Annotated in this window: 20 protein-coding genes and 1 pseudogene; 17 read left to right on the top strand and 4 right to left on the bottom strand. The window is 70.8% G+C overall.

Annotated features, from left to right (window positions below; all coding sequences use genetic code 11):
- Window positions 1-62: 62 nt before the first annotated feature.
- The gene (locus tag ACWCQ1_RS45905; RefSeq protein WP_451029338.1) at window positions 63-527 is read right to left on the bottom strand and encodes a peptidoglycan-binding domain-containing protein; all 465 of its coding nucleotides are present in this window, start codon (window positions 525-527) and stop codon (window positions 63-65) included.
- 29 nt (window positions 528-556) lie between these two features.
- On the opposite strand from ACWCQ1_RS45905, the pseudogene ACWCQ1_RS45900 reads away from it, so the two are divergent.
- Both ACWCQ1_RS45900 and ACWCQ1_RS45895 read left to right on the top strand, forming a co-directional pair.
- Window positions 557-2050: pseudogene (locus ACWCQ1_RS45900) on the top strand (protein kinase domain-containing protein); the annotation flags it as partial.
- A gap of 82 nt (window positions 2051-2132) precedes the next feature.
- Entirely contained in the window at window positions 2133-3062 is a 930-nt protein-coding gene (locus ACWCQ1_RS45895; RefSeq protein WP_451029337.1) for an expansin EXLX1 family cellulose-binding protein, read from the top strand.
- Between the two features lie 7 nt (window positions 3063-3069).
- Here the strand turns inward: ACWCQ1_RS45895 and ACWCQ1_RS45890 are convergent, their stop codons facing one another.
- The gene (locus ACWCQ1_RS45890) at window positions 3070-4830 is read right to left on the bottom strand and encodes a helix-turn-helix domain-containing protein (protein WP_451029336.1); all 1761 of its coding nucleotides are present in this window, start codon (window positions 4828-4830) and stop codon (window positions 3070-3072) included.
- A 147-nt stretch (window positions 4831-4977) separates the two neighbouring features.
- Between ACWCQ1_RS45890 and ACWCQ1_RS45885 the strand changes: the two genes are divergently transcribed.
- The 9 genes from ACWCQ1_RS45885 to ACWCQ1_RS45845 all read left to right on the top strand — a co-directional run bounded on the left by ACWCQ1_RS45885 (window position 4978) and on the right by ACWCQ1_RS45845 (window position 14425).
- Entirely contained in the window at window positions 4978-6735 is a 1758-nt protein-coding gene (locus tag ACWCQ1_RS45885; RefSeq protein ID WP_451029335.1) for an FAD-dependent oxidoreductase, read from the top strand.
- Between the two features lie 32 nt (window positions 6736-6767).
- Window positions 6768-7679 carry a YceI family protein gene (locus ACWCQ1_RS45880; RefSeq protein WP_358599755.1) on the top strand — a complete coding sequence of 304 codons (912 nt, stop codon included), beginning with the start codon at window positions 6768-6770 and terminating at the stop codon, window positions 7677-7679.
- 64 nt (window positions 7680-7743) lie between these two features.
- Complete coding sequence (locus ACWCQ1_RS45875; RefSeq protein WP_133045062.1) at window positions 7744-8502, top strand: IclR family transcriptional regulator; 759 nt, start codon at window positions 7744-7746, stop codon at window positions 8500-8502.
- A gap of 108 nt (window positions 8503-8610) precedes the next feature.
- On the top strand, window positions 8611-9714 hold the full coding sequence (locus tag ACWCQ1_RS45870; protein WP_451029334.1) for a PP2C family protein-serine/threonine phosphatase: 1104 nt from the start codon (window positions 8611-8613) through the stop codon (window positions 9712-9714).
- Window positions 9715-9824: 110 nt separating this feature from the next.
- Window positions 9825-10910 carry an S-(hydroxymethyl)mycothiol dehydrogenase gene (locus ACWCQ1_RS45865; RefSeq protein ID WP_358599758.1) on the top strand — a complete coding sequence of 362 codons (1086 nt, stop codon included), beginning with the start codon at window positions 9825-9827 and terminating at the stop codon, window positions 10908-10910.
- Window positions 10910-11539 (top strand): MBL fold metallo-hydrolase, encoded by a 630-nt coding sequence (locus ACWCQ1_RS45860; RefSeq protein WP_451029333.1) that lies wholly within the window; start codon window positions 10910-10912, stop codon window positions 11537-11539. The genes ACWCQ1_RS45865 and ACWCQ1_RS45860 overlap by 1 nt, the downstream gene beginning before the upstream one ends.
- A 200-nt stretch (window positions 11540-11739) precedes the next feature.
- Window positions 11740-12102 (top strand): bifunctional 3-phenylpropionate/cinnamic acid dioxygenase ferredoxin subunit, encoded by a 363-nt coding sequence (locus tag ACWCQ1_RS45855; RefSeq protein WP_133045065.1) that lies wholly within the window; start codon window positions 11740-11742, stop codon window positions 12100-12102.
- On the top strand, window positions 12099-13253 hold the full coding sequence (locus ACWCQ1_RS45850; RefSeq protein ID WP_358599764.1) for an NAD(P)/FAD-dependent oxidoreductase: 1155 nt from the start codon (window positions 12099-12101) through the stop codon (window positions 13251-13253). Before ACWCQ1_RS45855 ends, ACWCQ1_RS45850 begins: the two co-directional genes overlap by 4 nt.
- Window positions 13254-13288: 35 nt before the next feature.
- Window positions 13289-14425 (top strand): aromatic ring-hydroxylating oxygenase subunit alpha, encoded by a 1137-nt coding sequence (locus ACWCQ1_RS45845; protein ID WP_358599767.1) that lies wholly within the window; start codon window positions 13289-13291, stop codon window positions 14423-14425.
- Here ACWCQ1_RS45845 and ACWCQ1_RS45840 read toward each other — a convergent pair.
- The gene (locus ACWCQ1_RS45840; RefSeq protein ID WP_133045068.1) at window positions 14413-15159 is read right to left on the bottom strand and encodes an IclR family transcriptional regulator; all 747 of its coding nucleotides are present in this window, start codon (window positions 15157-15159) and stop codon (window positions 14413-14415) included. The genes ACWCQ1_RS45845 and ACWCQ1_RS45840 overlap by 13 nt on opposite strands.
- 404 nt (window positions 15160-15563) lie before the next feature.
- Between ACWCQ1_RS45840 and betA the strand changes: the two genes are divergently transcribed.
- Window positions 15564-17234, top strand: a complete 1671-nt coding sequence (gene betA / locus ACWCQ1_RS45835) for a choline dehydrogenase (protein WP_133045069.1) — start codon at window positions 15564-15566, stop codon at window positions 17232-17234.
- A gap of 3 nt (window positions 17235-17237) precedes the next feature.
- A complete protein-coding gene (locus ACWCQ1_RS45830) occupies window positions 17238-18074 on the top strand; it encodes a 5,10-methylenetetrahydrofolate reductase (protein ID WP_451029332.1) in 837 nt (278 codons plus the stop codon).
- A gap of 71 nt (window positions 18075-18145) precedes the next feature.
- Here ACWCQ1_RS45830 and purU read toward each other — a convergent pair whose 3' ends face one another.
- Window positions 18146-19018: a formyltetrahydrofolate deformylase gene (purU, locus tag ACWCQ1_RS45825; RefSeq protein WP_451029331.1), complete on the bottom strand. Its 873-nt coding sequence runs from the start codon at window positions 19016-19018 to the stop codon at window positions 18146-18148.
- Between the two features lie 218 nt (window positions 19019-19236).
- On the opposite strand from purU, the gene ACWCQ1_RS45820 reads away from it, so the two are divergent.
- From ACWCQ1_RS45820 to ACWCQ1_RS45805, 4 genes are all read left to right on the top strand, one after another.
- Window positions 19237-20706 carry an aldehyde dehydrogenase family protein gene (locus ACWCQ1_RS45820; protein ID WP_451029330.1) on the top strand — a complete coding sequence of 490 codons (1470 nt, stop codon included), beginning with the start codon at window positions 19237-19239 and terminating at the stop codon, window positions 20704-20706.
- A 20-nt stretch (window positions 20707-20726) separates the two neighbouring features.
- The gene (locus ACWCQ1_RS45815; protein WP_133045073.1) at window positions 20727-21815 is read left to right on the top strand and encodes a quaternary amine ABC transporter ATP-binding protein; all 1089 of its coding nucleotides are present in this window, start codon (window positions 20727-20729) and stop codon (window positions 21813-21815) included.
- Complete coding sequence (locus ACWCQ1_RS45810; RefSeq protein ID WP_133045074.1) at window positions 21815-23815, top strand: ABC transporter permease; 2001 nt, start codon at window positions 21815-21817, stop codon at window positions 23813-23815. The genes ACWCQ1_RS45815 and ACWCQ1_RS45810 overlap by 1 nt, the downstream gene beginning before the upstream one ends.
- A gap of 16 nt (window positions 23816-23831) precedes the next feature.
- Window positions 23832-24826: ABC transporter substrate-binding protein (locus ACWCQ1_RS45805; protein WP_451029329.1), on the top strand; the 995-nt coding region annotated here is incomplete at its 3' end.

Raw genomic sequence — 24826 nt, 5'->3', positions numbered from 1 at the left:
GCACTTGGGTAGGCCCTGCCCGGAGTGACGGGCAGGGCCTGCCGATCAGTGTGCGGCTGTGGTCAGCACCAGCCCCCGCCGCTGTTCGCAAACGCCTTCCAGGCGGCCTTGGTCTTGGGCCCGGCGACGCCGTCGATGCCACCGGTGTCGTACCCGACGGCGACGAGGAAGCGCCGGAGACCGCTGATGGTGTTGGGGCCGACGACGCCGTCCACGGTTCCTGCGTTGAAACCGCGGTCGTTGAGGAAGAGCTGCCACGCCTTCCAGCTCTTGGTGCCGAGCTGGCCGTCGATCGCGCCGGGGTCGAACGCTCCGACGGGCACGGCGTCGCGTACGTAGCACTGCACGCTCTTGGCCTCGGTGGTGTTCAGGCCGAGGTTGTTGACGGCCTTGATGGTGATGGTCTGGGCGGTGGTCTGCTGGGCGGGCGCGGCGGTCGCCGTGGTCGCACCGGCGAGGGTGCCGATTCCGATCGCGGCCGCGGTGAAGGTTCCCAGCAGGGTTTTCGACAGCCTGGTCAGGGCCATGTTTTTCAGGTCAACCGGAGGCGCTCGCCGCGATCCACGGCGCGGGTGTCCTGCACCGCGACCTCAAGCCGTCGAACGTTCTGCTGGACCGGGACGGCCCCAAGGTGATCGACTTCGGTATCGCCCGCGCCGCCGATCGCACCCAACTCACCGGCACCGGCGTCGCGTTGGGCACCGTGCCGTACATGTCCCCGGAGCAGGTCGAGGGCCGCCCCCTCGGCCCGCCGAGCGACGTGTTCTCTCTCGGCGGGCTGCTGGCGTACGCGGCGACCGGCCTGACCCCGTTCGGGGAGGGCGGCGCCGGAGAGGTGGCGTTCCGGATCACCCGTGAGGAACCCGATCCGGACGCCCTCGCCGTCGGTGACGACGGACTGCGGGACCTGATCACGCGATGCCTCCGCAAGGACCCCGCGCAACGGCCGACCCCGCGGCAGATCATCGCCGCCGGCACCGTCGGACCTCCCCGCTCCGCCGGCTGGCTCCCGCAGGCCGTCGCGGCCAGGGTCGCGCGCCGGGAGGCCGATCTGACCGACGCGCTGGAGCGGGCCGCACGGAAACGCTCCGGTGTCCGGGTCAGGGTGGGGGCGGTGTCGCTGGCGGTTCTCCTGGTGTGCGCGGTCGTGTTCGCTCTCACCCAGCAGGGCGGCCGTTCCACGCGGGGCTCCGGTTCCTCCGCGTCGGCGTCCGAGGCCGCCGCCCAGGGGTATCGCACGGTCTTCCGCAACCGGCCCGTCTCTCTGAAGGACGACGACTCCGAGATCGACCTGATGACCGGGGACCGGGTGCCGGGCGGGCGGCTGTGGACGTTGTCCACCGATGCGGGCGGTGACGGCAAGGGCGGCTTCTCGCTGCAGGACGCCACGGACGCCTATGTCGCGGGGTCGGGACCGATCACGCCGGCGCAGTGCGCGGCCGGGGTCGCCCGTCGGCCGGTGGAGGACGAGGTGCACTGGCCGCAGGTGCCGCCGGGCAGTTGGTTCTGTGTGCGGTGGCGGCTGACCGGCGACGTGGCCGTGCTGCGGGTCGTCAGTACCGACACCGGGGGCTGGGGCGCCGACGTCGGCCTGGACTTCTACCGGCACATCCCGGCCCTGTCCACGCCCGGTGCCGTACCGGGCCCGGCCGACGCCCACTACCGGCCGCTCTACAGCGGCCGGCCCCTCACCCTCCCCGACGACGCGCACTCCTTCGACCTGGCGCGGGGACGCGTCGCCACGAACGGCTCCTGGCTGCTGTCGACCGATGCGGGCGGCAACAGCAAGGGGGCCTTCGAACCGCAGAAGTCCAGCGAGGCGTACATCGGCGGACAGTCACCCCTCACTCCAGCCCGCTGCGTCCTCGGCATCGCCCAGCAGCCGGTCTCCGTCGTCCGCTTCCCGCAGGTCCCGGCCGGCACCTGGTTCTGTGTGCGCGACGACCTCACCCACGAGATCGCCGTCATCCAGGTCCTGGACAAGGACGACGGCGACTGGACCACCACCGTCGCCGTCACCGCGTACCGGTCCGTGAGCGGCGGCGGGTAGCGCGAGTCCCGGGGTTTTCCTCCCGCCGCGTTCGCGGCTCTGGCAGGATCGTTACTCCTGTCACTCTGGCAACGGAGGTCCGGTGCACAGACGGTGGCTGTTCCTGTCGGCGGCCGTGGTGCTCATCGTCGCGTCCCTGACGGTGGTGCTCCTCTCCGGCCACAAGGCCGACGCCGGGCGGGTCTCGGCCGCGCCGACTCCCGCCACCGGCGCGGAGGTCACCCCCTCGTCGGCCTCACCGGCTCCCTCCGCTCGCGCGACCGAGGCATCGCCGCGTGCGTCCGCGACACGCGCCGCGGGCAAGAAGTCCCCCTCGGCGAGCGCCCCTTCGGCGACCGTCCACCCGGCGAAGCCGTCCGCCGCGCCGGTCGCCCGACCGGCCTCCGGTACGGCCCCGTTGGCCGGACGCATCCGCCCCGGCGTCACCCACCAGGGCGTCGCCACCTTCTACCAGACCGACGGCACCGGGGCTTGTCTGTACGACGCGAGCGGTGACGTCCTGACCGGGGCGATGAACACCGCCGACTACGAGGGGTCGAAGGCGTGCGGGGCGTACGTGGTCGTGCGGGCCGCGAGCGGTGCCTCCGTCACGGTCCGCATCACCAACGAGTGCCCGGGCGACTGTGCCGTCGGTCAGATCGACCTCAGCGCACAGGCCTTCGCCAAGCTAGCCGCGCCCTCGGCCGGCCGTGTCCCGATCACGTGGGAACTCGCGAGCCCCGGCGACGTCGGCACCCTCTCGGTCCGCTACAAGACCGGGTCCACGCGGTACTGGTGCGGCATCCAGGTCATCGGCCACCGAAACCCCCTCGCCCGGCTGGAGGTCCGCTCCGGCAGTGGCTGGCGGCAGCTGGCGCGCGCCGACTACAACTACTTCCTCGCCGAGGACGGCGGCGGCTGCGGGGGCCCGATCAGGATCACCGACATCTACGGCGAACGGCTCACCGTCGACGGCATGGCGATCCGGCCGAACGTCGTGCAGCCGACCCGGGTCCAGTTCGCCCGGCACTGAGCGGCCGTCAGCTCCGGTACCCGCGCAGCTTCCGGTACAGGGTGGCGCGGGCGATGCCCAGGGCCGCCGCCGTACGGGCCTTGTTGCCGCCGTGCAGGCGCAGCGCCTCCAGGATCGCGGCGCGCTCGGCGTGTTCCATCGGGGTGAGCGGGCGGGTCGAGGGCCCCTCGCGCACGGGATCCGGCAGTTCGGCGCGCCGGACAGGACCGGTCACCCCGCGCTGTTCCGCCAACGCCCGTACCAGATGGGCGAGTTCGGTGACGTTGCCGGGCCAGGGGTGCTGCTCCAGGGCGCGCAGCGCCTCCAGTGTCCAGGTCACCGGCGGCCGGCCGGGAACGGGCCTGGGGGTGAGGGCGGACAGCAACTCCCGGACGTCCTCGGGGCGTTCACGTAGGGCGGGGAGGGTCACGGAGCGTGCCGCGAGGGTGTCCAGGAGCCGTTGGAGGCAGGGGCCGGGCGGTGTGCCCGGGGTGTAGGTGAGCAGAAGAGGTGCGTCGGGGCGTGTGGCGAGCAGTGTGTTGAGGAGGGCCGTGTCGGGTTGGGTGAGACGTTCGGCGTGGCGGATGAGGACGGGGCGGTCCTCGTGCCGCAACGCCCCGACATCGCGCGGCAGTTCGCCTTCGGCAGCGTCCACGACCAGGGGGTCCGCGACCAGCTCGCGGGCGAGCGAGGTCTTCCCGGTACCGCGCTCGCCGACGATCAGCAGTGGTTCCGGGGATCCGGCCAACTCCACCGCGCGGTCCACCGCATGGCACCAGGGCACCGATCGCCCGGCCAGACCGACGGCGTTGCGCGGGGCGGCCGGCACCTTGGCGGGCCCCGCCTGCTCCACCACACCGACCGCTCCGGCCACCGAGCCCAGGTGAAGGACGGGAGCCAGGGTCGCCGTGCAGGCCGGCAGACGGATGCGGTACGAGGCCTCAAGTCCGGTGCCGGGGGCGGGCACCGCCGTCCCGGGTACCGTGCGCACCCCGCCGCCCCAGTCCCGCAGCAGCGCGACCGCGTACCTCTCCAGCGTGTCCAGCTCCTCGGGTGACAGGAGCCGTGCCGCGGCCTCACTGACGAGCCTGCTGCGGCCGTCGAGGGCGAGGACCGCGCGTCCCGATGCGCCGGCGGCACGCAAGTAGGCGTCCAGCAGCGCCCGTTCGGCCGCCCGGGAGCGGGACAGCAGCTCGGCCTCGACGGCGAGCGCGGCGGCCTCGGCGAGCGGGGCGCCGGGATGCGGTGCGCTCCCGGCGCACAGGTCGGAGGCCACCGTCACCGTGCCGAGCAGGTGTCCGGTCTCCGGCGCCCGTACCGGCACGCTGACCGCGGAGACGTTCTGCCAGGCGTCGAGGAAGTGCTCGGGGCCGTGCAGCTCGGCGCGGCCGTGCGTGTGCAGGGCGCGGGCCGCGCTGTTCGGGCCGACGGTCCGCTCGGAGAGGTCGGGGCAGGGATGGCCCGGGCCCAGTCCGCCGGCCCACAGCACCCGCAGCCGCTCGTCGGTGAGCACCAGCGAGGTCCGGCCGGTGCCGAGTGTGGGGGCGATCCGGTCGAGGACGGGCCGGGCGGCGGTGAGCAGAGGGGGCTCGAGCGCCCGTACTGAAGGAGGAGGCGGCGCGAGCGCCTTGGTGTCGGGGCGTACGCCGAAGAACCGGGCACGCTTCCAGGCGGCGACGACGTCCTCGGGCACGCCGTCCGGGACTTGCTCGCCCAGCAGGAACAACTCCCGGGCCCTGCGCAGCGTTGCGAGGGTCGGGCGGACGGCGGGGCGCTCTGCGGTGGTCACGGCGGGGTTCACCCTACCGGGAGCAGTTGAACGCGCAACCATCGGTCCCGGAGGCGTACTGTCTCTTATTGAGACACCTGCGGCGCCGCCCGGGCGTACACGATCTTGAAGAGTCGGCGCCTGTTCTCATTCCCTGGAGCGTTCCCCGTGCACACCGTCGAGTCCGATGTCGTCACCGACGTTCTGATCGTCGGCAGTGGCCCCGCCGGCGCCTCCGCCGCGCTCGCCCTGAGCACCTACGGCGTGCCGAACATCGTCGTCACCCGCTACGCGAGCCTCGCCGACACGCCCCGGGCGCACATCACCAACCAGCGCACCATGGAGGTGCTGCGCGACCTCGGCGTCGAGGACGAGGTGATCGCCAAGGCGACCGGGCAGCAGCTGATGGGCAACACGACCTTCTGCACCAGCCTCGCCGGCGAGGAGCTGGGCCGGGTCCGCTCCTGGGGCAACGACCCGCTCGTCCAGGCCGCCCACGAGCTCGCCAGCCCCACCCGGATGTGCGACATGCCCCAGCACCTCATGGAACCGGTGCTCATGGACGCGGCGGTCGCGCGCGGCACGCGGCTGCGCTTCAGCACCGTCTACAAGTCCTTCGTGCAGGACGCCTTCGGCGTGACGGTGACCGTCGAGGACCGGCTGCGCGGCGACGAGTACACCATCCGCGCCAAGTACCTCATCGGCGCCGACGGCGGCCGCAGCAAGGTCGCCGAGGACGCCGGACTGCCGATGGGCGGCCAGATGGGCGTGGCCGGCAGCATCAACATCGTCTTCGACGCCGACCTGACCAAGTACACCGCCCACCGGCCGTCCACCCTGTACTGGGTGCTGGCGCCCGGCGCCACCGTCGGCGGCATCGGCGCGGGCCTGGTGCGCTGTGTGCGGCCGTGGAACGAGTGGCTGATCGTGTGGGGGTACGACGTGACGGCCGGCGCCCCCGACCTGACCACCGAGTACGCCGAGACGATCGTGCGCCAGCTGGTCGGCGACGACGAGATCCCGGTGACCATCAAGTCGTCCTCCGCCTGGACCGTCAACGAGATGTACGCCGAGACCTACGCGAGCGGCCGGGTCTTCTGCGCCGGCGACGCCACGCACCGCCACCCGCCGTCCAACGGCCTCGGCTCCAACACCTCCATCCAGGACTCCTACAACCTGGCCTGGAAGCTCAAGCTCGTCCTCGACGGCACCGCGTCCCCGAGACTCCTGGACACCTACACCGCCGAACGCGCCCCGATCGGCAAGCAGATCGTCACCCGCGCCAACAAGTCCATCGGCGAGACCGCGCCCATCTTCGAGGCACTCGACGGGCTCTCCCCGCAGACCCCCGAGCAGCTGTGGGCCAACATCGACGCCCGCAAGGACGACACCGAGGCGGCGCAGAAGCAGCGGGCACGGCTGCGCGAGGCCATCGCGTTCAAGGTGTACGAGTTCAACGCGCACGGCGTCGACCTCAATCAGCGCTACACCTCCACGGCGATCGTCCCCGACGGCACCCCCGACCCCGGCTTCGACCGCGACCCCGAGCTGTACCACCAGCCCACCTCCCGCCCCGGCGCCAAGCTCCCGCACGCCTGGATCACCTCCGGCACCCGCACCCTCTCCACCCTGGACACCGTCGGACAGGGCCGCTTCACGCTGCTGACCGGCATCGGCGGGACCGACTGGCTGCGCGCCGCCGAGGCCCAGGACCTGGAGATCGCCACCGTCGTCATCGGACCCGGACAGGAGTACGAGGACCCCTACGGCGACTGGGCGCGGCTGAGCGAGGTCGCCGACGCGGGAGCGCTGCTCGTACGGCCGGACGGTTACGTCGCCTTCCGGCACCCGACCGCGGCCGGCTCGGGCGCCGAGGCCGAGCGGCTGCTCGGCGAGGCGGTGCGCCGGATCCTCGGCCACACCTGATTCCCCCCACCGCCGACTGAAAGGTGAACCCCATGCCCCTCGGACTGCTCCGGCGGCGACTGAGGAATGCCCCCGGAAGCGCCGCGGGCCTCACGCTTCCCGTTCCCGCCGGGGCCGGCGTCGTCGTGCGCGAGGTCATGGACCCCGTGAACCAGCCGCTCGGCGGCGCCGACGTGACGGTGACGGAACTGCGCGGCCATCAGGTCGCCGCGCGCGGCACCACGGACCCCTACGGCCTGTTCATGGCCGTGCTGCCGCCCGGCAGCTACAGCCTGATGGTCCTCGCGGAAGGGCTGGAACCGCACCGCGAGACCATCGACGTCGTCGCCGACTCGGGCGCGGCGCCGCAGCGGGTGTGGCTCCAGCCGGGCCGGCAGGCCGATCTGCCGGTGCCGGGGACCTGGCTCTTCGACCCGCCGCACACGGCGATCCGCTTCATCGCCAAGCACGTCGGCATGGCCCATGTGCACGGCCGCTTCGAACGCTTCGAGGGCGGCATCCAGGTCACCCAGGACATCGCCGACTCGCGCGTCCATGTGCGCATCGACGCCTCCAGCATCACCACGGGCAACAACACCCGTGACGCACACCTGCGCTCGGCCGACTTCCTCGACGTGGAGCACTTCCCCTACATCGACTTCCGCAGCACCCGCTTCGCCTACCGCGGCGGCAGCAAGTGGAACCTGCTCGGCACGCTGACCATGCACGGGATCAGCCGGTCGGTGTCGCTGGACACCACCTACCTCGGCATGGTCAACGGCGGTTACGGCGAGGAGCTGCGCTGCGCGGCCCTGGCCAAGTCGGAGCTCCACCGTGAGGACTACACGCTGAACTGGCGGTCGATGCTGGCCCGCGGGATCGCGGTCGTCGGCCCGACGGTCCAGCTGGAACTGGACGTCCAGGCGATGTACCGCACCCACGACACACCGACCCCGCCCGAGTAGACGGCGCGGGCCGCCCGGGCGCTCCCCCCTTGCCCCACGAGGGCGCCCGGCGCACGCTGGTGCCATGGGTGCGCACGACGGCCCCACGCTGATCACGTCCGTCCAGCGGGCCTTCCGGTTGCTGGAGGCGGTGAGCGCGCACGAGAACGGCGCGACCGCCAAGCAACTGGCCCGTGAGACCGGGCTGCCGTTGGCCACCGCCTATCACCTGCTGCGCACGTTGGTGCACGACGGGTACGCGCGGAAGGTGGAGGACGGCAGATTCGTCCTCGGGGACAAGCTGCACACGCTGGGGACGACGGGGCGCGGGCAGACGCTGCTCAGCCGGGTGCGGCCCACGCTCGCGGCGCTGCGCGACGAGCTCGCGACCGCCGCCTACCTCACCTTCTACGAGGACGGCGAGATCCGCGTCGCCGAGATCGTCGACGGCCCCCGGGCGCCCCGCGTCGATCTCTGGGTGGGCTTCGAGGACGCCGGACACGCCACCGCGCTCGGCAAGTCCGTCCTGCGGGTGCTGGACGACGAGGCCCGCAGGGAGTACCTCTCCCGCCACCACCTCGCCGACCTCACCCCGCGGACGATCACCAGTCCGCCGGAACTGCTGCGGCGCCTGGACTCCTCGCCCGTGGCCCCCGCGGTCACCGACCTCGAGGAGTACTGTCTGGGCACGGTGTGCGTCGCGGTGCCCGTCTACTGCGGCGACACGCTCGGCTCGCTCGGTGTCTCCATGCCGGCCGAGCGGCTGTCCCGGCTGCCGGAGGTGCGGGCCCGGCTGATCCCGACCGCGAGCCGCGTGACCAGGAGCCTCTCGCTCACTATCTGAAATTCCTCTCCTTGTGACGCCCGGGACCGATTTTGTTTCCTGGAGGAACAAGCGTTTGAGGCGTGGGCCCGGACCGTGCCCCCCACAGGTGAGGACTGCGGACAGAGCATGAGTCAGGCCCGAGAGCAGCTGGCGAGTCAGGCCCGAGAACAGCTGGCCCACTGGGCCTCCGCCCTGCCCGTGCTGATCGTCTGCGCCGTCGTGCTCACCGACCTGGCGGGCGGGGCCGGCATGATCTGGCTGCCCCTGCTGGCCGCCGGTCCCGCCCTCGCCGCCACGACCAACGGGCCGCGCGGTGTGCTGTGCGCGGGACTGCTCGCCGTGGTGCTGGGCGCGTCCCTGGGCACCCGGGACGGGGTTCCGGGCGGGGAACTGGCGGCCGTCCTGTCCGCCCTGGTGACGGTCACGCTGGCGAGCGGCCTGGCCAGCGTGCTGCGCGGTCGCCGGGAACGCGTGCTGGCGGCGGTCCGCTCGGTCGCCGAGACCGCCCAGCACGCGCTGCTCAAGCCGGTGCCGGCGACCGTCGGCCCCTTCCAGGTCGCCGTCCGCTACAGCGCCGCGGCGGCCGAGGCCCGCATCGGCGGTGATCTGTACGCCCTGATCCCCACCCCGTACGGGGTCCGGCTCATCGTCGGCGACGTGCGCGGAAAGGGACTGCCGGCGGTGGGAACCGCCGCGCTGGTGCTCGGGGTCTTCCGGGAGGCCGCCTACGACGAGCCGGACCTCCTGGCCGTGGTCGAGCGCATCGAACGGAGTCTGGCGCGCAATCTCGGCGCCGACGACTTCGTCACCGCCGTGGTCGCCGGATACCCCGGAGCCGGGCGGCTGGAGATGGTGAACTGCGGGCACGCGCCGCCGCTGCTGGTCCGCCGGTCGGGCGGCAGCCTGAGGGTGGAGCCGGTGGAACCCGCCCACCCGGCACCGCCCCTCGGGCTGCGCGCGCTGACCGGACACGCTCCCGGTCTGCAGGTGCTGCCCTTCGCCGACGGGGACCAGCTGCTCCTCTACACCGACGGGGTCACCGAGGCCCGCGACCGGGGCCGGACGTTCTATCCGCTCGGCGAGGGGCTGGCGCGCCACGCCTGCGAGGAGCCGTCCCGCACCCTCGACGCGCTGCACGCGGAGCTGCTGGCGCATGTGGGGGGCCGGCTCCACGACGACGCGGCGCTGCTCCTGATCCGCAAACCCGCGGTGCCCGTCATCGCCGGGTGAACGCTTCTTGACCGCCAGTCGGGCCTCCATGATGCTGTGTTGCGACACATGCTGTGTGTGCCGCAATGAGCAACATTCGACTCAGGTCTCGTACCAGCCGAGGAGTGGCCATGACTCATCAGGTCCGTGCTGTCGTCGCCCGGAAGAAGGGCGCCCCCGTCAGCCTGGAGACGATCATCGTGCCCGATCCGGGGCCGGGTGAGGCGCTGGTGAAGGTCGAGGCCTGCGGGGTGTGCCACACCGATCTGCACTACCGCGAGGGCGGCATCAACGACGACTTCCCCTTCCTGCTGGGCCATGAGGCCGCGGGTGTGGTGGAGGCGGTGGGGGAGGGCGTCAGCGACGTGGCGCCCGGCGACTTCGTGATCCTCAACTGGCGTGCCGTGTGCGGTCAGTGCCGGGCGTGTCTGCGCGGGCGGCCCTGGTACTGCTTCAACACCCACAACGCGCAGCAGAAGATGACCTTGCTGGACGGCACGGAACTGTCTCCGGCCCTGGGTATCGGGGCGTTCGCGGAGAAGACGCTGGTGGCGGCGGGGCAGTGCACCAAGGTGGACCGCGCCGCCTCGGCCGCGGCCGCGGGGTTGCTGGGCTGCGGGGTGATGGCCGGGATCGGTGCGGCGATCAACACCGGCAACGTCGGGCGCGGGGACAGCGTGGCGGTCATCGGCTGCGGCGGGGTGGGCGACGCGGCGATCGCCGGGTCCCGGCTGGCGGGCGCGGCGAAGATCATCGCCGTGGACATCGACGACCGCAAGCTGGCCACCGCCAAGAGGCTGGGCGCCACCCACACCGTCAACTCCCGCGAGGGCGATCCCGTCGAGGCCATCCGCGAGCTGACCGGCGGCTTCGGCGCCGACGTCGTCATCGAGGCGGTGGGCCGCCCGGAGACGTACCGGCAGGCCTTCTACGCCCGCGACCTGGCCGGCACGGTGGTGCTGGTGGGCGTGCCCACCCCGGAGATGAAACTCGAGCTGCCCCTGCTGGACGTCTTCGGCCGTGGCGGTGCGCTCAAGTCGTCCTGGTACGGCGACTGCCTGCCCTCCCGCGACTTCCCGATGCTCATCGACCTCTACCTGCAGGGCCGCCTGGATTTGGACGCCTTCGTGACGGAGACCATCGCCCTGGACGAGGTGGAGAAGGCCTTCGAGCGGATGCACGGCGGCGACGTGCTGCGCTCGGTGGTGGTGCTGTGATGGCCGCCCGCATCGAACGCCTGGTCACCTCGGGCACGTTCTCGCTGGACGGCGGCACCTGGGAGGTGGACAACAACGTGTGGCTCGTCGGCGACGACCACGAGGTGATCGTGGTCGACGCCGCGCACGACGCCGACGCCATCGCCGGCGCCGTCGGCGGCCGGACCCTGCGGGCGATCGTGTGCACCCACGCCCACAACGACCACATCGACGCCGCCCCCGCCCTCGCGGACCGTACCGGCGCCCCGGTCTGGCTGCACCCCGATGACTTGCCGCTGTGGAAGCAGACCCACCCCGAGCGGGCGCCGGACGCGGGGCTCGCCGACGGGCAGGTGCTGTCCGTGGCCGGCGTCGAGCTGACCGTGCTGCACACCCCGGGCCACGCCCCCGGCGCCGTCTGCCTGTACGCGCCGGCCCTGGGAGCGCTCTTCAGCGGAGACACCCTCTTCGCGGGCGGACCCGGAGCCACCGGACGGTCGTACAGCGACTTCCCGACCATCGTCGAGTCGATCCGCGAGCGGCTGCTGACGCTGCCCGGAGCGACCGTCGTGCACACCGGTCACGGGGAGACGACCACCGTCGGTGCGGAGGCCCCGCACCTGCAGGAGTGGATCGCACGCGGTCACTGACCGTCTGACCTGCCCGGACGTACCGATCGAAGGGTCGACCCCTGCCCTGCTGCTGTTGCTTATTGCGACATCAGTTGCATGAAGAGCAACAACCGGCGGGGGTCGACAAGGCCTCTGAACTCCTTGACAAGGGTTCTGGGGCGACCTCAGACTGATGTTGCGCTTACCGCAATCCGTTTCGCTATACGCACCGAGGTGTCATGATGATTCCCGCGTGCCGTCTCGCGGATCTTCCGCGAGGCGAGGCCTTCCGGCTCGACATCGATCCGCCGGTCTCGGTGTTCCACACCGACGACGGCGAGGTCTTCGCCATCGACGACACCTGCACCCACCAGGACGCCTCGCTCGCCGACGGCTGGCTGGAGGGCTGCGAGGTGGAATGCCCGCTGCACGCCTCGAAGTTCGACCTGCGCACCGGCGCCGTCGACGCCCCGCCGGCCAAGCTCCCGGTGCGAACGCACGAGGTCGTGGTCGAGGACGGGATGATCTACGTGCGGGTGTCCACCGACGCCCCCAACCTGCCGCCCTGCGTCGCCTCCCGGCTGGCCGGAGGTCCCGCGTGAGGACCGTGGCCGTGGTGGGCGCGTCGCTGGCGGGACTGTCGGCGGCGCGCTCGCTGCGCGGGCAGGGCTACGACGGGCGGCTCGTCGTCATCGGCGAGGAGTTCCACCGCCCGTACGACAGGCCCCCGTTGTCCAAGGAGTTCCTGGCCGGCACCCTCGGCGAGGCGGACCTGGCGCTGGAGACCGACGACGAGGACCTGGGGGCCGAGTGGCTGCTCGGCGCCCGAGCCGTCGGCCTCGACGCCCGCGACCGTGCCGTGCGCCTCGCCGACGGACGTGAGGTGCGCGCCGACGGCGTCGTCATCGCGACCGGCGCCGCCGCCCGCACCCTGCCCGGCTCCGCGGGGCTGGCCGGGGTGCACACCCTGCGCACCCTGGACGACGCCCGCGCCCTGCGCGCCGAACTCGCCCGCGGCGGACGCCTGGTGGTGATCGGCGGCGGCTTCATCGGCGCCGAGGTCGCCTCCACCGCCCGCGCCCTCGGCCTGGACGTGACGGTGGTCGAAGCGGCCCCGACACCGCTGGCCGGCCCCCTGGGCGAGACCATGGGCGCCCTCGTCTCCGCCCTCCACGCCGACCACGGCGTACGACTGCTGTGCGGGGTCGGCGTGAAGGGGCTGGGCGGCGAGAAGCGTGTCGACGCGGTCCTGCTGGAGGACGGCCGGACGATCCCCGCCGACATCGTGGTCGTCGGCGTGGGGGCACGTCCCTGCGTCGAGTGGCTGGCGGGATCCGGCGTCGACCTCGACAACGGCGTCAAGTGCGGCGCCGACGGCCGCACCAGCCTGGCCGGTGTGGTCGCGGTCGGCGACTGCGCCAACTGGTACGACCCGGGTGCGGGCCTGCACCGCCGCGTCGAGCACTGGACCGGCGCCCGGGAGCGGCCCGGCGCCGCTGTCGCCACGCTGCTCGCGGGCGGCGCGGTGGAACCGGGGGTGCCCCGGCCGCCGTACTTCTGGTCCGACCAGTACGGCGTAAAGATCCAGTTCGCCGGTCACGCGGCCGGCGCCGACAGCGTGACCATCGAGGAAGGCGCCGCCGAGGACCGCAACGTCCTCGCCGTCTACCGGCGTTCGGGCCAGCCCGTCGCCGTGCTCGGGATGAACCAGCCGCGCCTGTTCACCCGCCTGCGCAAACAGCTCGCAGCGTGAATGACCCCTCCACGACGATTCCCGAGGAGTGCACCGTGACCTCGACCAGCCTGCCGGACAGCCTGATCGCCACCCTGCCCGGCTCCTCCTATACGGACCCCGGGATCTTCGCCCAGGAGCAGGAGCGCATCTTCGAGACCATGTGGTTCTGCGTGGCGCGCGCCTCCGAGCTGGCCAAGCCGGGCGCCTTCCGCACCGTCGACGTGGGCCGCGAGAGCATCCTCGTCACCCGCGCCCGGGACAACTCGATCCGCGCTTACTTCAACGTCTGCCGGCACCGCGGGGCCAGGCTCTGCACCGAGGAGACCGGCGAGGTCAAGCGGGCCTTCCAATGCCCGTACCACGCCTGGACGTACGACCTGAACGGCAAGCTCGTCGCCGCTCCCAACCTCACCAAGATGCCCGACGTCGGCCGCACCGAGTACGGCCTGGTGAGCGTCGCCGTGCGCGAGTGGCTGGGCTATGTGTGGGTGTGCCTCGCGGAGAACCCGCCCTCCTTCGAGGAGGACGTCATGGGCGCCGTGGTCGAACGGCTCGGGGACGTCGAGTCCATCGGCCACTACGACATCGACAACCTCTCGGTCGGCCGGCGCATCGTCTACGACGTGAAGGCGAACTGGAAGCTCATCATCGAGAACTTCATGGAGTGCTACCACTGCGCCACGATCCACCCCGAACTGACCGAGGTGCTCCCGGAGTTCGCCGACGGCTACGCCGCCCAGTACTACGTCGGCCACGGCGCCGAGTTCGGTACGGAGATCCAGGGCTTCACCGTCGACGGCAGCGAGGGGCTTGAGCGCATACCGGGGGTCGCCGAGGACCAGGACCGCCGCTACTACGCGATCACCGTCAAGCCGCAGGTCTTCATCAACCTCGTCCCCGACCACGTCATCTTCCACCGCATGTACCCGGTGGCCGTCGACCGCACGGTCGTCGAGTGCGACTGGCTCTACCTCCCGCACGTCGTCGACAGCGGCAAGGACGTCAGCCGCTCCGTGGAGCTCTTCGACCGGGTCAACCGGCAGGACTTCGAGGCGTGCGAGCGCACCCAGCCCGGCATGCACTCCCGGATGTACGCCAAGGGAGGCGTGCTGGTGCCCAGCGAGCACCACATCGGCGCCTTCCACGACTGGGTCAACGAGCGGCTGGGTACGGTGACTCAGCCCAGGTAGCCCATGCGGTGACTGATCTCCTCGGCGCCCTTGAGCAGCACCGGGGCCAGCTCGTGCAGCCGTTCCTCGGTGAAGCGGTACGACGGCCCCGAGGCGCTGAGTGCCGCGATGACCTCGCCGTCCTGGTTGCGGATCGGGGCGGCCATGGCGTGCAGGCCGATCTCCAACTCCTCCAGGGTGAAGGCGTAGCCGTGCTCCCGCGCGTCGGCGAGGTTCTTCTCCAGCTTCGCCTTCGCGGTGATGGTGTGCGGGGTGACCTTCTTCAGCCCGGCCTCGGCGAGCAGCGCCGCGCGCTCCTTGGTGGACAGGTGGGCCAGGAGGATCTTGCCGCTGGAGGTGGCGTGCAGCGGGGTCAGTTCGCCGACCCAGTTGTGCGCGGCGACGGCCGCCGGGCCGCGCACCTGGTAGAGGTTGATCGCGAAGTGCTCCTGCATCACCGCGATGTTGATGGTCTCGCCGATCTCCTCGGCGAGACGCTCACAGACCGGGCGGCCCTGCTGGGTGATGTCGAGGCGTCCGGTGACCGCGCCGGCCAGCCGCACGATGCCGAAGCCGAGCCGGTACTTGCCGCGCTCGCCGGCCTGCTCCACCAGACCCCGCGCCTCCAGGGCACCGAGCAGCCGGAACGCGGTGGACTTGTGAACGTCGATCTCGGCGGCCACCTCACTGACGCCGGCCTCCCCACGGTGGGCCAGGATCTCGAGGACGCTGATGGCTCGATCGACCGACTGCACTCCGCCGGCCTGCGAATTTGACGTTTCGGTGTCTTGGCTGTGGTTGCTCACAGCGAAACTATACGCGCAGTACGGTACAGCGCGTTGGGCCTGACGACCCTGACCAGGGCTCATGTGGGCGGCATTGACCGTAGCCGACGAGGCCGCGTCGCCCTGATGTGGGCGGCCCTGTCGGTGATGGGCTTTCCGGTGCCGACGAAGCCGTCCCGCCGTTCCTCGGGTTTCGTGGGGATGCGGCGCGAGCACGTCACGGCTGCGAAACAGCGGGCCACCCGTGCCGAAACAATGGTTCGCGAGCGTCGGAAGGAAGCCTTCCTAAGTTGCGCGCCACGCAACCTAGTGCGTATAGCGCTACGCGTATTAGCATGCCTCGCGTATCGACGGCGCGAGCGAGACGAGGCACCATGGCTCCCCTGCAGTACGACTTCGTCATCGTCGGCGGCGGTTCGGCAGGCAGCGCACTGGCGAACAGGCTCTCCGCGGATCCGGGCAACCGGGTGCTGGTGCTGGAGGCCGGCCGGTCCGACTACCCGTGGGACGTCTTCATCCACATGCCCGCGGCCCTGACCTACCCGATCGGCAGCCGGTTCTACGACTGGAAGTACGAGTCCGAGCCCGAGCCGCACATGGGCGGACGCCGCGTCTACCACGCCCGCGGCAAGGTGCTCGGCGGCTCCAGCAGCATCAACGGCATGATCTTCCAGCGCGGCAACCCCATGGACTACGAGCGCTGGGCCGCCGACCCCGGCATGGAGACCTGGGACTACGCGCACTGTCTGCCCTACTTCAAGCGCATGGAGAACTGTCTCGCCGCCGACCCGGAGGACGAGTTCCGCGGCCACGACGGTCCCCTCGTCCTGGAGCGCGGTCCCGCCACCAACCCGCTCTTCACCGCCTTCCAGAAGGCCACCGAGGAGGCCGGCTACGCCCCGACCGACGACGTCAACGGCTACCGGCAGGAGGGCTTCGCCAAGTTCGACCGCAACGTCCACCGCGGACGCCGGCTGTCGGCCTCGAAGGCGTACCTCAAGCCCGTCAGGAAGCGCCCCAACCTCACCGTCAGGACCCGCACCCTCGTCACCCGCGTCCTGTTCGAGGGCAAGCGCGCCGTCGGCGTCGAGTACCAGCACGGCAAGGGCGCCCCGCAGCAGGTCCGCGCCAAGGAAGTGATCCTGTGCGGCGGCGCGATCAACTCGCCGCAGCTGCTCCAGCTCTCCGGTGTCGGCAACGCGGCGGAACTGAGCGCCCTCGGCATCGACGTCGTCCACGACCTGCCGGGCGTCGGCGAGAACATGCAGGACCACCTCGAGGTCTACGTCCAGTACGCCTGCAAGCAGCCCGTCTCCATGCAGCCGTACATGGCGAAGTGGCGTGCCCCCTTCATCGGGCTGCAGTGGCTGTTCAGGAAGGGACCGGCGGCCACCAACCACTTCGAGGCCGGCGGCTTCGCCCGCAGCAACGAGGACGTCGACTACCCCAACCTGATGTTCCACTTCCTGCCGGTCGCCGTGCGCTACGACGGCTCCTCACCGGCCGGCGGCCACGGCTACCAGGTGCACGTCGGGCCCATGTACTCCGACGCCATCGGCTCGGTGAAGATCAAGAGCAGGGACCCGCGCGAGCACCCGGCCCTGCGCTTCAACTACCTCTCCACCGAGCAGGACCGCCGGGAATGGGTCGAGGCGATCCGGGTCGCCCGCAGGATCCTCAACCAGCCCGCGCTCGCCCCCTACAACGGCGGTGAGATCTCGCCGGGACCGAAGGTGGAGTCGGACGAGGAGATCCTCGCCTGGGTCGCCAAGGAGGGCGAGACCGCCCTGCATCCGTCCTGCACCTGCAAGATGGGCACGGACGACATGGCCGTCGTCGACCCGGCCAGCATGCGGGTGCACGGCGTCGAGGGGCTGCGCGTCGTCGACGCCTCCGTGATGCCGTACGTCACCAACGGCAACATCTACGCGCCGGTGATGATGGTCGCCGAGAAGGCCGCCGACCTGATCCTGGGCAAGGAACCGCTGGCTCCGTCGAAGGCCGCGTACTACCGCCACCGCGACGCCCAGAAGCAGGCGGGGTAGGCCTTGGCCGCCACGGGGCTCGGGGCGCTGCTCGGCAGCGTCCGCTACGACGTGCTGCCCGCCAGGGCGACCGAGGAGAAGGTCCTGGCCCATGTCCCGCACGACGTCGTCGTCACGGTGACGGCGTCGCCGGTCAAGGGCCTGGAGCCGACCCTCGCCCTCACGGAGAGGCTCGCCGCGCACGGCTACCGTGTCGTCCCGCACGTCCCGGCACGGCTGCTGCGGGACGAGGTGCACCTCAAGGAGGTCGCGGCCCGGCTGCGCGAGGCCGGCGTGGACGACGTGTTCGTGCCGGCCGGCGACGCGGATCCGCCGGCCGGAGTGTACGACGGCGCGCTGCCGGTGCTGCGGGCGCTGAGCGAGCTGGGCAGCCCCTTCACGCACCGGGGGATCACCGGATACCCGGAGAGCCATCCCCTCATCCACGACGACGTCACCATCCAGTCCATGTGGGACAAGCGCGAGCACGCCACGTACATCGTGAGCAACCTCTGCTTCGATCCGCGGGTGCTGGGGGAGTGGATCGCGCGGGTGCGGCGCCGGGAGGTCACCCTGCCCCTGTACGTCGGTGTCGCCGGGCCCGTGCAGCGCGCGAAGCTGCTCGCGATGGCCACGAAGATCGGCGTGGGGGAGTCGACCCGCTTCCTGACCAAGCACGCGTCGTGGTTCCTGCGCTTCGCCGCCCCCGGCGGCTACTCGCCGCAGAGACTGCTGGAGCGCTGCGAGCAGGCCCTGACCGCGCCGTCGTCGGGCGTGGCGGGCCTGCATCTGTTCACCTTCAACCAGATCGCCGAGACGGAGGCCTGGCGCCGGGCCCTGCTGGACCGCCTCGGCCACTGATCGCCGTATACGACGAAGGGGCGGGCCCGGTGTCTTGGGCCCGCCCCTCGGCTGTGTCGTCCGTGTCCCGCTCAGCGGAAGACCACCGTGCGGTTGCCGTCGACCATCACCCGGCTCTCGCTGTGCCACTTCACGGCGTGCGCCAGGACCTGCGCCTCGACGTCACGGCCGACCGTGACCAGTTCGCCGGGGTCGAGGGAGTGGTCCACGCGGACCACGTCCTGCTCGATGATCTGGCCCTCGTCCAGGTCCGGCGTGACGTAGTGCGCCGTCGCGCCGACCAGCTTCACTCCGCGGTCGTAGGCCTGCTCGTAGGGGCGGGCGCCCTTGAAGCTGGGGAGGAAGGAGTGGTGGATGTTGATGGCGCGGCCCTCGAGCTGCTTGCACAGGTCGTCGGAGAGGATCTGCATGTAGCGGGCCAGGACCACGAGGTCCACGTCCAGCTCGCGCACCAGCTCAAGGAGCCGTGCCTCGGCCTCGGGCTTGGTGTCCCTGGTGACCGGGACGTGGTGGAAGGGGACGCCGTAGGTCTCCGCCAGGCTCTCGAAGTCCCGGTGGTTGGAGACGATCGCCGGGATCTCGATGTTCAGGGCGCCGGTGCGCTTGCGGAAGAGCAGGTCGTTCAGGCAGTGTCCGAACTTGGACACCATGATCAGCGTCCGGGTCGGGGTGGCGGCGTCCCGCAGCGTCCAGGAGATGTGGTGGGCCTCGGCGACGGGTCCGAACCGGTAACGCAGATGTTCCAGTCCGACGCTCGGATCGGAAACATCGAAGTGGACCCTCATGAAGAAACGGCCCTGGAGCCGGTCGTCGAACTGCTGGCTCTCCAGGATGTTGCCGGAGTTGCGGACGAGGAACCCGCTCACGGCATGGACCAGGCCCGCGCTGTCGGGACACGAGAGGGTGAGGACGTACTCACGGCCGGGCTGGGGACGAGGGGACATGGGCGGCCTCCGTTGGTGCGTAATGCACAACTTGGTGAGCGATACGCAACATGCTCCAAGCGGAAGGGTCCTTCGGTCAAGAGACGAAGGACGGTCGGGCCCTTGCTGAATCGTCATCGGCGAACCTCTTGACGTATGTCTTCACATTCGCCAGGGTGTTCCACCACAAGCAATTGGATGCACGATGCGCAACGCATTTCGGTTGAAGGGCTGGGCGCGTGGCAGACCTGTATCTGGACGGTGAATGGCGGGAGCCGGTGGTCGGCGGCCGCCGCGAGATCCGATGTCCCGCCGACGGCACGCTCGCCGCGACTGTCTCGGAGGGCACCCGTGCCGACACCGAGGCGGCGATCGCCGCGGCCCGCCGCGCCTTCGACGAGGGCCCCTGGCCGCACACCCCCGAGCGGGAACGCGGCGCCCTGCTGCTGCGCACCGCCGACATCATCGAGCGCGACGCCAAGGAGTTCGCCCGCGCCGAGTCGCTGGACACCGGCAAACGCCTGGTGGAGAGCGAGTACGACATCGCCGACGTGGTCTCCTGCTTCCGCTACTACGGCGGCCTCGGCGGCACCGACGCCGGCCGCGTGATCGACACCGGCCGCGACGACGCCGTCAGCCGCGTCGTCTACGAGCCGGTCGGCGTGTGCGGACTGATCACCCCCTGGAACTACCCGCTGCTGCAGGCCAGTTGGAAGGTCGCCCCGGCTCTGCTCGCCGGTAACACGATCATCCTCAAGCCCAGCGAGCTCACCCCCTCGACCTCCGTCCTGCTGATGAAGGCGCTTCAGGAGGCGGGAGTTCCCGGGGGCGTCGCCAATCTCGTGCTGGGCGCGGGCCCCGAGGTGGGCGCGCCCCTCTCCGAGCACCCGGCGGTCGACATGGTCTCCTTCACCGGCGGCCTGAACACCGGCCGGCACATCATGGCGACGGCCGCCGCCACGGTGAAGAAGGTCGCTCTCGAACTGGGCGGCAAGAACCCGAACGTCGTCTTCGCCGACGCAGACTTCGACACCGCCGTCGACTTCGCCCTGACCGCGGTCTTCCTGCACTCCGGGCAGGTCTGCTCGGCCGGCGCCCGGCTGATCGTCGAGGACTCGCTGCACGACCGCTTCGTCGACGAGGTCGTCCGCCGTGCCCGGCGGATCCGCCTCGGCGGCCCCTTCGACCCCGACGCCGAGACCGGCGCGCTGATCTCCGCGCAGCACCTGGCGAAGGTCGAGGCGTACGTCGCGGCGGGCCTGGCGGAGGGCGCCGTACTGCGCTGCGGCGGTGCCCGGCCCGACGACCCGGCCCTCGCGGGCGGCCACTACTACCCGCCGACCGTCCTCGACGAGTGCACACAGGACATGCGGGTGGTGCACGAGGAGTCCTTCGGACCCGTGCTCACGGTGGAGCGCTTCACCGACGAGGACGACGCCGTCCGCATCGCCAACGACACCGAGTACGGCCTCGCCGGCGCCGTCTGGACCCAGGACGCGGGCAAGGCCCAGCGCCTGGCCCGGCGGCTGCGCCACGGCACCGTGTGGATCAACGACTACCACCCCTATGTGCCGCAGGCGGAGTGGGGTGGCTTCGGGCATTCGGGCGTGGGCCGGGAGCTGGGACCGACCGGCCTGAACGAGTACCGAGAGCCCAAGCATGTCTGGCAGAACATCCAACCCCGGCCGCAGCACTGGTTCCGCGGCTGAACGCCGAAAAGAGGTCGATCGTGACCCCCACACAGACCGAGGTGCCGCAGCGGCGCGGCACGCCCCAGGACTCGGACGGCACTCCGGTCATATCCGTGCGCAGGCTGTGGAAGGTGTTCGGACCCAAGGCCGAGAAGGTGCCGGAGTCCGAGGAGCTGTGCGGTCTCTCCCGCCGGGAGCTGATGGACCGCACCGGATGCACCGCCGCCGTGCGCGACGTCAGCTTCGACGTGGCGCCCGGCGAGGTCTTCGTCGTGATGGGCCTGTCCGGTTCCGGCAAGTCCACCCTGGTGCGCTGTCTGACCCGGCTGATCGAACCCACCACGGGTGAGGTCGTCTTCGAGGGCCAGGACATCCGGGAGGCGGACGCGGCCCGGCTGCGGGACCTGCGGCGCCGCAAGTTCTCCATGGTCTTCCAGCACTTCGGGCTGCTGCCGCACCGCCGGGTCGTCGACAACGTGGCCTTCGGCCTGGAGATCCGCGGCATGAGCAGGGCCGAGCGCACCAGGCGTGCCCTGGAGGTCGTGGAACTGGTCGGTCTTTCCGGTTACGAGAAGTCGTACCCCGACCAGCTGTCCGGCGGTATGCAGCAGCGCGTCGGTCTGGCCCGGGCATTGGCGGGCGACCCGGACGTCCTCTTCTTCGACGAGCCCTTCTCCGCGCTGGACCCGCTCATCCGGCGCGACATGCAGAACGAGGTCATCCGGCTGCACCACGAGGTCGGCAAGACCATGGTGTTCATCACCCACGACCTCTCCGAGGCGCTCAAGCTGGGCGACCGCATCCTGATCATGCGGGACGGCAAGATGGTGCAGTGCGGCACCGGCGACGAGCTGGTGGGCGCCCCCGCCGACGACTACGTCCGCGAGTTCGTCAAGGACGTGCCGCGCGGAGACGTCCTCACCCTGCGCTGGATCATGCGCGCTCCGGAGGACGGCGACGAGCTCGACGGCCCCGAGCTGGGCCCGGACGTCGTGGTCAAGGAGGCCACCCGGGCCGTCCTGGCCGCCGACAAGCCGGTCAAGGTCGTCGAGAACGGCAAGCTGCTCGGCATCGTCGGCGACGAGGAGATCCTGTCGGTCGTCGCCGGGCAGGAAGGCGGCGCGTGATGACCGTCGCCATCGAAAAACCGGAGCAGACGGAGGCCGCGCAACCGGCCGCGCCCGCCAGGCGCGTGCGCAAGGTCGGCCGGCCCGTCATCATCGCCGCGATCCTCGTCGTCTGGCTGGTGCTCTTCGCCGTCCTGCGCGGCAAGCAGACCCTGTCCCTGGCGGTGGCCGATCTCACCGACCTGCACCGGTGGCTCAACGACCTCAATGACTCCATCGGCGCCAACCGCAACTCCAACCCGCTCTTTCTGTACTTCTTCAACGAGATCCGGCTGGTCATCGACAACCTCGTGACCTTCGTCCAGCACCTGATCTCCCAGCCGTCCGGGGCCCGCCCGGTCCCGCAGATCGGCTGGCTCGGTGTCGTGGGCCTCGCCGGATTCGTCTCCTGGGCCCTGGGCAACTGGAAGGTCGCCCTGCTGGCCGTGGCCGGTCTTACCTTCCTCGGGCTGCAGGGCCTGTGGCAGGAGAGCATGGACACCCTGGCGCTCACCCTGTGCGCGGTGTTCGTGGCCCTGCTCTTCGCGATCCCGCTCGGGGTGTGGGCCGGACTCTCGGACCGCTTCAACCGGTTCATCACGCCGTTCCTGGACTTCATGCAGACGATGCCGACCATGGTCTACCTGGCGCCGCTGACCCTGTTCTTCCTCATCGGCGGTGCGTCGGCCACCATCGCCACCGTGATCTACGCGGCCCCGCCGACGATCCGCATCACGGCGCACGCCATCCGCAACGTGTCGAAGACGACCGTCGAGGCGGCCGACTCCCTCGGTGCCACGCGCCGTCAGTCGCTGCTGAAGGTCCTGCTGCCGATGTCCAAGCGGACCGTGGTGATGGGCGTGAACCAGACCATCATGGCCGCCCTGGCCATGGTCACCATCGCGGCCCTGATCAACGCGCCGGGCCTCGGCGTCAACGTCCTGCAGGCGCTGCAGTCGCTCGACGTCGGCACGGCCTTCAACGCGGGCCTCGCCATCGTGATCCTGGCGATCGTGCTGGACCGGGTCACCACCGCGGCCGCCGCACGCGAGGAGAACGCGCGCAACGCCAGGCACGACTTCACCAGGTGGCGCCCTGCCCTGCTGGGCGCCGGCGCCGTGGTCACGGTGGTCCTGATCTACCTCTCGCACACCTACCTGTGGGCGGCCGACTTCCCGGGCGACGGCACCGTCGGCCGCCACATCGCGAGTGCGACGGACACCGCCGCCACCTGGGTGCAGGACAACCTGTCGGGCCTGACCAACGCCTTCCGTGACGGCATCACCAACGGCCTGCTCAACCCGTTCCAGACCCTGCTCACCGACTCCCCGTGGTGGCTGGTCGGCGCAGTGCTGATCGCCCTCGCCGTGGTGCTGGGCGGCTGGAAGTCCGGGATCACCACCGCCGTGTGCGTGGGCCTGCTGGTTGCCACCGGCGTGTGGTCGGACGCCATGACCACACTCGCCTCGACGATCGTCGCGACGGTACTGGTGATGATCCTCGGCGTCGTCTTCGGCGTGTGGATGGGCCGCAGCGCCCTGGTGGACCGGACGATCCGGCCCACCCTGGACGCGGCCCAGGTCATGCCGCCGTTCGTCTATCTGGTGCCGTTCCTCGCGCTGTTCGGCGCCACCCGCTTCACGGCCATCGTCGCCGCGATCGTCTACGGCGCCCCGGTGGCCATGAAGATCATCGCGGACGGGATCCGGGCGGTGCCCGAGACCACCGTGGAGGCGGCCACCTCCGCCGGGTGCAACACCTGGCAGATCATCACCAAGGTTCAACTGCCGATGTCACGCAGTGCCCTGACGCTCGCGACCAACCAGGGCCTGATCTACGTGCTGTCGATGGTTGTGGTGGGCGGCCTGGTAGGAGCAGGAGCCCTCGGCTACGACGTCGTGGCCGGATTCTCGCAGGTCGAGCTGTACGGCAAGGGGCTGGCGGCAGGGCTCGCCATCGTACTGCTCGGAGTCATGTTCGACCGGATCACTCAGGCCGCGGCGCGACGCGCCGGCGCTTAAAGGAGCAGGACACACCATGGCAAGACACTGGCGAGCCGGCGCGGCCGGCCTGGCCGTCCTCGGCCTCACCCTCACCGCCTGCGGCGGCGCGAAGGTCGGCGACACCTCCTCGGGCTCCGGCAGCAGCTCGGGCAGCTCCGGCAAGTGCGGCACCTTCAACCTCGCGGTCAACCCCTGGGTGGGGTACGAGGCCGACGCGGCGGTCGTCGCGTACGTCGCCCAGCACAACCTCGGCTGCACGGTGAACAAGAAGAACCTGAAGGAACAGATCGCCTGGCAGGGCTTCGGCACCGGCGAGGTGGACGCCGTGCTGGAGAACTGGGGCCACGCCGACCTGGTGAAGAAGTACATCGACCAGCAGAAGACCGCCGTGGACGCCGGCCAGACCGGCAACAAGGGCATCATCGGCTGGTACGTGCCGCCGTGGCTGGCCAAGGCCCACCCGGACATCCTCGACTACAAGAACCTCAACAAGTACGCGGCGAAGTTCAAGACGTCCGAGTCGGGCGGCAAGGGCCAGCTCCTGGACGGCGACCCGTCCTACGTCACCAACGACGCGGCGCTGGTGAAGAACCTGAACCTCAACTTCAAGGTGGTCTACGCGGGCAGTGAGGCCGCCCTCATCACGTCCTTCCGCGACGCCGAGAAGAACAAGAAGTGGGTCATCGGCTACTTCTACGAGCCGCAGTGGTTCCTGTCCGAGGTGCCGCTGAAGAAGGTCACCCTGCCCGCGTACAAGACGGGCTGTGACGCGGACGCGGCCAAGGTCGCCTGCGACTACCCCGTCTACAACCTCAACAAGATCGTCAGCGCCAAGTTCGCCAAGTCCGGCAGCCCCGCCTACAACCTGGTGAAGAACTTCAACTGGACGAACGACGACCAGAACGAGGTCGCCAAGTACATCGCCCAGGACAAGCACCCCCGGCACCCACTCCGAGCAGGGCTGATCCCTGCGGCTCGATTGACGTCCACCCCCCGGGGCACCCGGCGCGCATGTCAGCCGATCACAAC

It is taken from the genome of Streptomyces sp. NPDC002144, assembly GCF_053593695.1.
Note: the sequence above shows the minus strand (reverse complement) of the source record. Positions and strands in the feature narration are given on the sequence as shown.

Excerpts from the sequence above, each read along its gene's own strand:
- ACWCQ1_RS45905 (WP_451029338.1), bottom strand. The coding sequence starts at position 527 with ATGGCCCTGACCAGGCTGTCGAAAACCCTGCTGGGAACCTTCACCGCG.
- ACWCQ1_RS45880 (WP_358599755.1), top strand. The coding sequence starts at position 6,768 with ATGCCCCTCGGACTGCTCCGGCGGCGACTGAGGAATGCCCCCGGAAGC.
- ACWCQ1_RS45875 (WP_133045062.1), top strand. The coding sequence starts at position 7,744 with ATGGGTGCGCACGACGGCCCCACGCTGATCACGTCCGTCCAGCGGGCC.
- ACWCQ1_RS45870 (WP_451029334.1), top strand. The coding sequence starts at position 8,611 with ATGAGTCAGGCCCGAGAGCAGCTGGCGAGTCAGGCCCGAGAACAGCTG.
- ACWCQ1_RS45865 (WP_358599758.1), top strand. The coding sequence starts at position 9,825 with ATGACTCATCAGGTCCGTGCTGTCGTCGCCCGGAAGAAGGGCGCCCCC.
- ACWCQ1_RS45860 (WP_451029333.1), top strand. The coding sequence starts at position 10,910 with ATGGCCGCCCGCATCGAACGCCTGGTCACCTCGGGCACGTTCTCGCTG.
- ACWCQ1_RS45855 (WP_133045065.1), top strand. The coding sequence starts at position 11,740 with ATGATGATTCCCGCGTGCCGTCTCGCGGATCTTCCGCGAGGCGAGGCC.
- betA (WP_133045069.1), top strand. The coding sequence starts at position 15,564 with ATGGCTCCCCTGCAGTACGACTTCGTCATCGTCGGCGGCGGTTCGGCA.
- purU (WP_451029331.1), bottom strand. The coding sequence starts at position 19,018 with ATGTCCCCTCGTCCCCAGCCCGGCCGTGAGTACGTCCTCACCCTCTCG.
- ACWCQ1_RS45810 (WP_133045074.1), top strand. The coding sequence starts at position 21,815 with ATGACCGTCGCCATCGAAAAACCGGAGCAGACGGAGGCCGCGCAACCG.